Here is an 8,449-nt window from a genome sequence, read left to right as displayed (position 1 = left end):
CGAGGACCTCCTCGACCGGCTCGTCGGTCCGGTTCTTGCGGAACACAACCCGGTTCCTGCAGCAGACAACGTGGAAGACAGCCTCATGAAGGTCGCACCATGAAGGGCATCGTCATATGAAGGGCATCGTCCTGGCCGGCGGCTCCGGCACCCGGCTGCATCCGGCAACGCTGTCGATCAACAAGCAGCTCCTGCCCGTCTACGACAAGCCGATGATCTACTACCCCGTCTCGGTGCTGATGCTGGCCGGCATCCGCGAGATCCTGATCATCTCGTCTCCCGAGCACCTCGACAACTACAAGCGCCTGTTCGGCACGGGCGAGCAGTTCGGGCTGTCCTTCAGTTACGCGGTGCAGCCCCGGCCCGAGGGCCTGGCCCAGGCCTTCGTCATCGGCCGCGCGTTCGTCGGCTCCGACCCCGTCGCCCTGGTCCTGGGCGACAACCTGTTCTTCGGCTCGGGGCTGAGCGAGCTGCTGGCGCGCGCGCGGGAGCGCACGAGCGGGGCGACGGTGTTTGCCTACCATGTCGACAACCCGCAGGCCTACGGCGTGGTCAGCCTCGACAAGGCCGGCCGGCCGCTGCGGCTGGTCGAGAAGCCGCCCGAGCCCGACAGCCCCTGGGCGGTGACGGGGCTGTACTTCTACGACAACGAGGTGCTCGACATCGCCGCTGCGGTGACGCCCTCAGGCCGGGGCGAGCTGGAGATCACCAGCGTGAACCAGGCCTACCTGGAGCGCGGGCAGCTCTTCGTGGAGCGGATGAGCCGGGGCTATGCCTGGCTCGACACGGGCACGCATGACAGCCTCCTGGAGGCGGCCGAGTTCGTGCGCACGCTGCAGCACCGGCAGGGCTTGCAGGTGGCCTGCCTGGAGGAGATCGCCTACCTGCAGGGCTTCATCGGCCGCGACCAGCTCATCGCCCGCGGCGAGATGTTTGCCAAAACACCCTACGGCCAAAACCTGCTCAAATTGGCCCGCGAGTAGGTATTGCGTCGGTTCAAGCACTAACGTTCATCTTTATGCGAAAGGGGCACATCTGTGGACCGGCCTCGCGGCATCCGGCGGGAGTCTCTACCACCTACCTGGCGCTGGCTAACTCCAAGATCTAGAAGTGATGGGTGGAACGGGCGAGCAGAGCCCTCGTCATTTTGGCGTAGCCAACCACGCTTGGCCACTCGTCGAAGCGCCCGTTCGTCGACACGATCGCCGAGGTGCACTCGTACAGACGAATGATTAGGTGGAACAGCATCCGACAAATCAGCCATGGAAGCGGCAGATTCCCTAGCTCGTCCAAGATAACTAGGTCCGTGCGCGCGAGCTGCGTGGCCAGTCACCCCCTTCTTGCCTGCCTCCGTCTCCGCTTCCAGAGGGGTGATTAGATCGACCCTATTGAGGAAAAGTACCCAGACAATGCAATCGTGCACATGGGAAACATAAATCGCAATAGCACTGCCCGTAAGTGCCCGCGGCTCAGGAGCAGGGTCTCGTTCAAGCACCCGGCTCGGAGACGTCGTTGAACAGCTTCATGAACGCCCACCGGATTGGCTTGCCAGGGGCGACGCAGTGCCACTCCACCCCGAACTCCGGGCACCAGCGCAGGATTGGGATGGGGGTGAGTTCGGTGCCGTAATAGTTCGTTATCATGGGCAGCCTGCCAAGACATCGATCACGTTGGCTGCCTTGAGCTTGCGTGCGACCCGGATCGCCAAGCACTCGCGGGTGAACTCGTCGGTCACGTTGAGCATGCGCGCCTTCCGGCCATCGTGGGTGCGCGCTTCGACAAAGTCGTAGGACCAGGCGTGATCACGCCGCTCAGGCCGCAGCCGCAAGCAGGAGCCTTCGTTGTCCCAGAGCCGCCCGCGCCTGGGTTGGCGGACCGGCACCTTCAGCCCCTCGCGCCGCCATCCGCTCGACTCATCAGCCCGCCGAACTCACGGCGTCAGCGATAGTAAGTAACCCCGCTCACGCCGATCAACCAGTTTGCCTCCGCCACGCTCGTACCTTGGCCGACTAGCACGTCGGCTCGGCGCAGCTTCGCGACGATCTCCTCGGCCTCGGGTCGCTTCCTCGACATCGATCCGTCCTCCTGGCTCAAAAGCCATACTAAAGAACGGACCACTCGGCTGGCGACGGATCAGATGTGCCGCAGAAACAGGCGCTCAGATCACCACCGATTACCTTAACGTTGAATGCTCGTACCTATACAAATAAGCAGAGATCATCGCACATGAAGAGCCGTCACAAACCATTCTCAAGGAACAGCATCAGGAGCACAGAACGCAAACGTCTGATGTAGTAATAGTATATGATGGGCAGAGTGGCTGAAACCTCATAAAGCACCAAGCGCCGAAATGGCGTCTCGTATCTCATAATGATGGTTGCCGATGAACACACCATAGTTATGAACATGATCTGCATTCACAAGTTCACCAGCTATCTCCGAATACAAATGATTAATGACAGGATTCCGCGTGAAGTTTCCAGCTACGATGGGCCGAGACTCCAGTCCGACATTGTTCAACCGCTCAACAAGCGCTTTCCGCGTCAAATCCGAACCGCCGCGTATTACAAGACTAAAGCCAAACCAGCTACTCTCCCCTATCTCCTTCTGTATCATCAGGTCTGGGTGTTCCGACATAACCTCACAAAATAAAGCAGCATTGTCTCGACGAGCAGAAATGATACTAGGTAGCTTTTTCAACTGCTCAATACCTAAAGCCCCCGACATTTCCAGGGGCCGAACATTGTAGCCGGGCAACACAAACTTGAACGATTCGTCGAAATCATCGTCCGATTTTGTCCCCGTAACCAAATTATGCTTAGGAAGGTTGCGCGTCCAACCATGCGCGCGCAAGGACAGTAAAATGTGATAAAGTTCTTCGTCATCGGTCGCGATTAAGCCACCCTCCATCGTAGAAATATGATGCGAAAAAAACGTACTGAATGTACCCATGACCCCAAACGAGCCCGACCGCCGACCTTCAAATTTTGCGCCCATCGCCTCACAATTATCTTCGAGAACAAGAATATTGCGTCTTCCAATGATTTCCATGATGCTGCTAAAATCATTTGGATTGCCTAACAGATTGACCGCCAGCACCGCCCTAGTCCGATCAGTTATAGCATTGCGAAGCGACTCAAGATCAAAGTTTAGTGTCTCAATATCAATATCAACGAATTTCAACTTAAGCCCATATTGCGAAACCGGATAATAAGTCGTTGCCCAAGAAACGGCGGGCACAATTACTTCATCCCCCGCCTTTAATCTCAATTTCTCGTTGCCCGTAAACATCAAAGCTGCAATCATGAGAAGATTTGCTGAAGAACCTGAATTGACCATCACGGAGTACCGGCTACCTTGCCAGTCCGCAAATCTGTTTTCGAACTCATGCACCGCCCGCCCCATAGTGAAGGTCCCAGCAGCGATAACGCGCTGGAGAGCTTCATACTCGGCCTCGTCCCAGGTAGTAGTAGCCAAAGGGAATCGGTAAGACATCAGCGATTGATCTCCTGAAATCCGCGGTAGGTCATAGCCAGCCCGTCATAAAGGGTTGTCAAGGGGCGCCATCCCCACTCGGCCTGTCGTGTGACGTCAACTAATTTACGCCTCATGCCAACGGGCTTTGTTTCGTCGTAGGTAAAATAACCACGCCAATCTACCGCAGCAGCCGCAGCTTTATAATATTCCAAAACCGAGAAGTCATAACCTAGCCCAACGTTCATAAGTTCTGGCAGTCTTTCAAAGTCCCGAATCGCCCTCAATATCGCGTTTGCCAGATCGCCGGTGTAAAGAAACTCGCGACGCGCGGTGCCATCACCCCAAATTTCCACCGATTCGCTACCGAGCCTTTTTGCTGTCGCAATTTTTTGAATGGCGGCCGGAACGAGATGAGAAACCTCTGGATTAAAATGATCGTTCGGGCCGTAAAGATTGCAGGGAATTAACGTTTTGAAATACGCCGAGCCCGATTGGCGATTAAGATACTGACAAAGCCGCAAAGCAAAAATCTTCGCAATAGCATAACCTTCATTTGTGGGTTCAAGCGGCCCACTGAGGATGTCTTCCTCTCGCAAAGCAACATCCCGATCATTGGGGTAAACGCAAGAGCTAGCGAGATTGATAAACTTCCGCACTCCCGCAGCATTCGCACCTAAAATGACATTTCGCCCAATATCCGTATTCATAACCAAAAAATCCACAGGCTCAGATATGTTAGCCTGTATACCACCAACTCGGCCGGCAGCATGCACAATGGCATCCGGACGAAAATCCGCGATAAAAACCGCAGTGGCCCGAGCGTCAGTAAGGTCCAGTTCTGCTCTCGAGGGTGCGGCTATGGTCCACTCAGCCGGATCGAGTTGCTCCAACAACGTCCGACCAACCATCCCGCGGCCGCCCGTAACAAAGATGCGCGGCCTCATTTGACAACTCGGCTGGAGTTCGCCGACGCGAGACGAGACTCTGCGGTCCGAAGGTCAAATAGTGCCATTTCGCGCACAAGCTCTTCAAACGATGTTTTCGCTGACCATCCGAGCTTCGATCGAGCTCTGCTCGCATCTCCAAGCAGCGACTCGACCTCCGTCGGGCGAAAGTAACGGGGGTCAACGGTTACAATTGGTTTGCCTATCAATGGCGAAAGCGCCTCATCCAGCGCGGCAGTTAAAATGCCACGCTCACCAAGACCCGAGCCAACCCACTCGATCGTCATACCAAGCACAGCTGCAGATTTTTCAACGAACTCCCGAACGGAATGCTGCTCACCTGTAGCGATCACAAAATCTTCAGCTTCCGTCTGCTGCAACATCAACCACTGCATTTCGACATAATCACGAGCATGCCCCCAGTCACGCAGCGCGTCCATATTACCAAGCGCCAGCGAAGATTGCAGGCCTAATCGAATTTGCGCTAAGGCACGAGTGATCTTCCGCGTCACAAAGGTTTCACCGCGAATAGGCGATTCATGGTTAAATAGAATTCCATTGCACGCATACATTCCATATGCTTCCCGATAATTTACGGTTATCCAGTAGGCATAAAGCTTGGCAACCCCATAAGGTGACCGTGGGTAAAATGGTGTCCGTTCAGACTGAGGTACTTCCTGCACCAGACCATACAGCTCGGAGGTTGAAGCCTGATAGAAACGGGTTTTGCCCACTAGCCCTAAGATTCGTATCGCCTCAAGAATTCGCAGTACTCCCACTGCATCAGAGTTCGCAGTATATTCCGGCTCCTCAAAGCTCACAGCAACGTGGCTCTGCGCAGCCAGATTATATATCTCATCAGGTTGCACCTGTTGAATAATACGCAGAAGCGACGAGGAATCCGTCATGTCGCCATGATGTAGCACAAACGGTAGCTTGCCATCCTGAGACTCTGCAAAGAGATGATCGATACGCGCAGTATTGAATAGCGAAGTACGGCGTTTAACGCCATGAACCTCATAACCTTTATTCAAGAGGAACTCTGACAAATAGGCTCCGTCCTGCCCGGTAACGCCTGTGATGAGTGCAACTTTCTTCATTTCTCGTCCGTCTGCCTCTCGTGCCGTTTGAGTTCCAAAGTCCTGTGACTACGACTCAATAACTGTCTGGAAATTCTCGACCTTCGGCTAAGTTCGACAAGGTAAGTCGCATACCTTCCCGAAGTGTCAGCCGCGGAGACCAGCCGTAGACCCGTTTGATCCGTTCAACTGAAAGCACGTTTGCCGATACATCGAAGCTGCGTCCGACCAATCGTTGGACAGTAATCCGACGACCAATACCAGCTTCTAAATGCTCGACAAGTTGGTTGAGTGACGTTCCTAGACCACTTCCAACATTGAATATATATTCGTCCGAGATAGGAGCCTTGGCAATTTCAGCCAGACATATTGCGACGTCAGAAATGTGGATGTAATCACGAACGACCTCACCGTCACCGAAGATCGATATCGGTTCATTCTTCAATGCTTTGTCGATAAAAGTTGTCACTGCACCTAAGCCGCGAGCGACATTCTGCCCCGCCCCGTAAGGGTTTGCGATTCTAGCGATACGGCAGTCAACTCCGTGCATTTGGCGGTATAGCTGCAGGTACAACTCAGCCGTCGCCTTGCCCGTGCCGTAAGCAGTAACAGGCCGAATGGCATGATCTTCGGAAATCGGGAGTTGAAGGATGTTTCCGTAAACCGTCCCGCCGGAGGAGGCAAAGATTAAAGTTCCACTACCTCGGCGCACTAACGCATCAAGCAAATTTATTGTAGGACGAACATTCCGAGAAAGGTCGCCGCCCGGATCCTTGTTGGCACTCGCCGGAATGGAGTCCCAAGCGTAGTGATGAACCACGTCAGCCTGAGCGACCAAGTCGTCCCAATTAGGCGCGTCGAGTTCGGCTTGCCGCCAATTGACCCGCGTGCTTGCCTCACTCGGCAGAATAAAAGCCGGTGCGTTCCGATCGACAAGGGTCACGGTATCGCCATTGAGCGCTAGGCGATTTGCAACGTGACGACCTATGAACCCGCAACCGCCAAGGATGAGATGCCGACTCGTCAAGGCGTACTGCCCTTCTTTGATCCTCGCGTCAGCGAGAGTTGCGTCGGGAGTCGCCCTCCCGTTCTCTGGCTCATCGTGCAGCTAACGCACAATCGATGAGAGTGCCAGCAGCAATGAGTGCAGTGTCAAACCGAATGCGCCACCACTCAGATTTGCCAGCCTCGACGACCCTCGATTATCCCATGTTCCAGGAAGTGTATGAGTGGATTAGCTCCCGCATTGCGCACGTCGGGATTAGCGGCCAAATAACCTTGGACGCTGAAGTGGCGGCACGGGTTACGACCCTCCTTCCATCCATGTTCCAGAAAGTGCTGGAGTGGATCGCATCCCGCAGCAGCAACATCTGGATTCCAAAGAATATAATACTCGGTGTCAAATCCGAAAATCGGTCGGCGCAATTTCGCCGAACGGAACAACTTTTTAATCATTGAGATACCTCGGAACATCTTCGATCGCTAACCGACTACATCACCTTCCTCAATAAAGCGCGACATCCTCGACAGCATTGGCATGGTAAGTAGTTGATCAAGTCGCTTCACCAATCCACCCTTTCCATGATGAAAATTTGCGAGGGCTTGGTCGCGAGCAGCATTGCGCCAGGCGGCCGGATTGCTGCGACAGCGCTCCCAGCCGCTTTCAATTGTCTTGAATAGCGCGCGGAGCCGTTTCAAAGGATCATCAACCAAGTCATAACTCTGGTCGATTAATCCGTCGAAGGTGCAGAACCCCATTTCAGCTAAGCGCTGGACTGACCTGGGCGCACCGACGATAATGAAAGGCACCCCCATTGCCGCAGCTTTTACAGCCTTCTCAGTCACGCGTTCGATGCCAGGCACGAAGAAATCTGACTCGGTGACAATCGACAAATCGGAGTATGCATAAGATTTGACATCGAGTGTTAGAACTAGGTCATTTCCCGAACCAACGCTCGCGTCCATCTTCTCCGCACGCCGAGGGATCCAGTCCTCAATCCCTGCGACCAGATCACCGAATTCATTCTTGATTTCATCTGGAGGATTGTAGATATCAATTTCATTTGCTTTGCTGTTGTCAGGCCCAATTCCGTAAAATGACACCATGCCCTCTGAACTGAAGCCCCTGAGCGTGAGCCATCGATAAATCAGCACCCGGTGCCAACGAACCGCGGCGTTCTGACACATAAATGAAGATGGTGCATCCGCCGCCCGCAGTGGCGAGTAGTCGGCTCGTTCGAACGCCTTAGAACCAAATAGCCTCTGGCTGTCATGTTCCGAGAGCCAGTTTGCAATGGTTTGTACAAAGAACTCCGATTGCCAAAAAACGATTCCGTCGTTGTGGTAACGTCTATACTCAAGCGAGAGAAGACGATTCTGACTTACAAAAACAACACGGTGCATAGGTACACCACGAACAGCAAGCTGCCGATGGAGAGAATCGAAGATTTCTCGATCGTATGTAGGACCCTCATTTGACAAATCGAGTATGAGTAATGCGCGTCCTTCAATCAACGATTGGACATCGGAAACATTGAGTAGCCCGATCCGTCCATCATCATCCTTCAACGATAATCTAATATAATCTAACACTGGTAAAACAATCAAATACCGCTGGCCTACTGGTACGTCGACCATCTCGGCCAACTGGTCACTTCTATGGAGGAGCGTCGAGAGCAGGAAGTGATTATCGCTGCCTCGACGTACGAATGGAATAGAAGGCATAACCTGACCTTAAGGTGCTTGGTCGCTTCGGTATGGACACATAATACCCGCGAGGCCAAACGTCTTACAGCTTAACTTCGTTGAAGTCGACCTAAGAACCTAAGCCGAGCGGCTATTCTCGGCGGTAGACGTTCCACACCCTGTCCGATATGAGGACCTCGCTACAACGCGCGAGGGGCTTGGAATTGGGCGAAATTTTCGAGCGGAGGGTACCAGAGATACCTT

The 8,449-nt window shown here is 53.9% G+C and carries 9 protein-coding genes and 1 pseudogene; 1 reads left to right on the top strand and 9 read right to left on the bottom strand.

Translation table 11 applies throughout. The features are described 5' to 3' along the window. Nucleotides 1–116: 116 nt before the first annotated feature. The gene (gene rfbA / locus MFF55_RS19375) at nt 117–983 is read left to right on the top strand and encodes a glucose-1-phosphate thymidylyltransferase RfbA (RefSeq protein WP_238245747.1); all 867 of its coding nucleotides are present in this window, start codon (nt 117–119) and stop codon (nt 981–983) included. A 121-nt stretch (nt 984–1,104) separates the two neighbouring features. Here the strand turns inward: rfbA and MFF55_RS19370 are convergent, their stop codons facing one another. The 9 genes and pseudogenes from MFF55_RS19370 to MFF55_RS19335 all read right to left on the bottom strand — a co-directional run bounded on the left by MFF55_RS19370 (nt 1,105) and on the right by MFF55_RS19335 (nt 8,146). After that, nucleotides 1,105–1,293: an ATP-binding protein gene (locus MFF55_RS19370; protein ID WP_238245746.1), complete on the bottom strand. Its 189-nt coding sequence runs from the start codon at nt 1,291–1,293 to the stop codon at nt 1,105–1,107. Nucleotides 1,294–1,487: 194 nt separating this feature from the next. Continuing rightward, entirely contained in the window at nt 1,488–1,643 is a 156-nt protein-coding gene (locus MFF55_RS19365) for a hypothetical protein (RefSeq protein ID WP_238245745.1), read from the bottom strand. Nucleotides 1,644–1,651: 8 nt separating this feature from the next. Further along, nucleotides 1,652–1,903 (bottom strand): annotated as a pseudogene (locus MFF55_RS27215) (IS3 family transposase); the annotation flags it as partial. Between the two features lie 35 nt (nt 1,904–1,938). Continuing rightward, nucleotides 1,939–2,073, bottom strand: coding sequence for a hypothetical protein (locus tag MFF55_RS27210; RefSeq protein ID WP_373874842.1), 135 nt, complete (start codon nt 2,071–2,073; stop codon nt 1,939–1,941). A 255-nt stretch (nt 2,074–2,328) separates the two neighbouring features. After that, on the bottom strand, nt 2,329–3,495 hold the full coding sequence (locus tag MFF55_RS19355; protein ID WP_238245744.1) for a DegT/DnrJ/EryC1/StrS family aminotransferase: 1,167 nt from the start codon (nt 3,493–3,495) through the stop codon (nt 2,329–2,331). Next, complete coding sequence (locus tag MFF55_RS19350; protein ID WP_238245743.1) at nt 3,495–4,421, bottom strand: GDP-L-fucose synthase family protein; 927 nt, start codon at nt 4,419–4,421, stop codon at nt 3,495–3,497. The genes MFF55_RS19355 and MFF55_RS19350 overlap by 1 nt, the downstream gene beginning before the upstream one ends. Continuing rightward, nucleotides 4,418–5,521, bottom strand: coding sequence for a GDP-mannose 4,6-dehydratase (gene gmd, locus MFF55_RS19345; RefSeq protein ID WP_238245742.1), 1,104 nt, complete (start codon nt 5,519–5,521; stop codon nt 4,418–4,420). Before gmd ends, MFF55_RS19350 begins: the two co-directional genes overlap by 4 nt. Nucleotides 5,522–5,576: 55 nt before the next feature. Then, on the bottom strand, nt 5,577–6,527 hold the full coding sequence (locus MFF55_RS19340) for an NAD-dependent epimerase/dehydratase family protein (protein ID WP_238245741.1): 951 nt from the start codon (nt 6,525–6,527) through the stop codon (nt 5,577–5,579). Between the two features lie 455 nt (nt 6,528–6,982). Then, a complete protein-coding gene (locus MFF55_RS19335) occupies nt 6,983–8,146 on the bottom strand; it encodes a hypothetical protein (RefSeq protein ID WP_238245740.1) in 1,164 nt (387 codons plus the stop codon). Nucleotides 8,147–8,449: the final 303 nt, after the last annotated feature.

Source organism: Methylobacterium iners (assembly GCF_022179305.1).
Taxonomy (GTDB): domain Bacteria; phylum Pseudomonadota; class Alphaproteobacteria; order Rhizobiales; family Beijerinckiaceae; genus Methylobacterium; species Methylobacterium iners.
Note: the sequence above shows the minus strand (reverse complement) of the source record. Positions and strands in the feature narration are given on the sequence as shown.

What these genes read in the sequence shown, in the direction of transcription:
- MFF55_RS19365 (WP_238245745.1), bottom strand. Translation starts at nt 1,643, where the DNA reads ATGATAACGAACTATTACGGCACCGAACTCACCCCCATCCCAATCCTG.
- MFF55_RS27210 (WP_373874842.1), bottom strand. Translation starts at nt 2,073, where the DNA reads ATGTCGAGGAAGCGACCCGAGGCCGAGGAGATCGTCGCGAAGCTGCGC.
- MFF55_RS19350 (WP_238245743.1), bottom strand. Translation starts at nt 4,421, where the DNA reads ATGAGGCCGCGCATCTTTGTTACGGGCGGCCGCGGGATGGTTGGTCGG.
- gmd (WP_238245742.1), bottom strand. Translation starts at nt 5,521, where the DNA reads ATGAAGAAAGTTGCACTCATCACAGGCGTTACCGGGCAGGACGGAGCC.
- rfbA (WP_238245747.1), top strand. Translation starts at nt 117, where the DNA reads ATGAAGGGCATCGTCCTGGCCGGCGGCTCCGGCACCCGGCTGCATCCG.
- MFF55_RS19355 (WP_238245744.1), bottom strand. Translation starts at nt 3,495, where the DNA reads ATGTCTTACCGATTCCCTTTGGCTACTACTACCTGGGACGAGGCCGAG.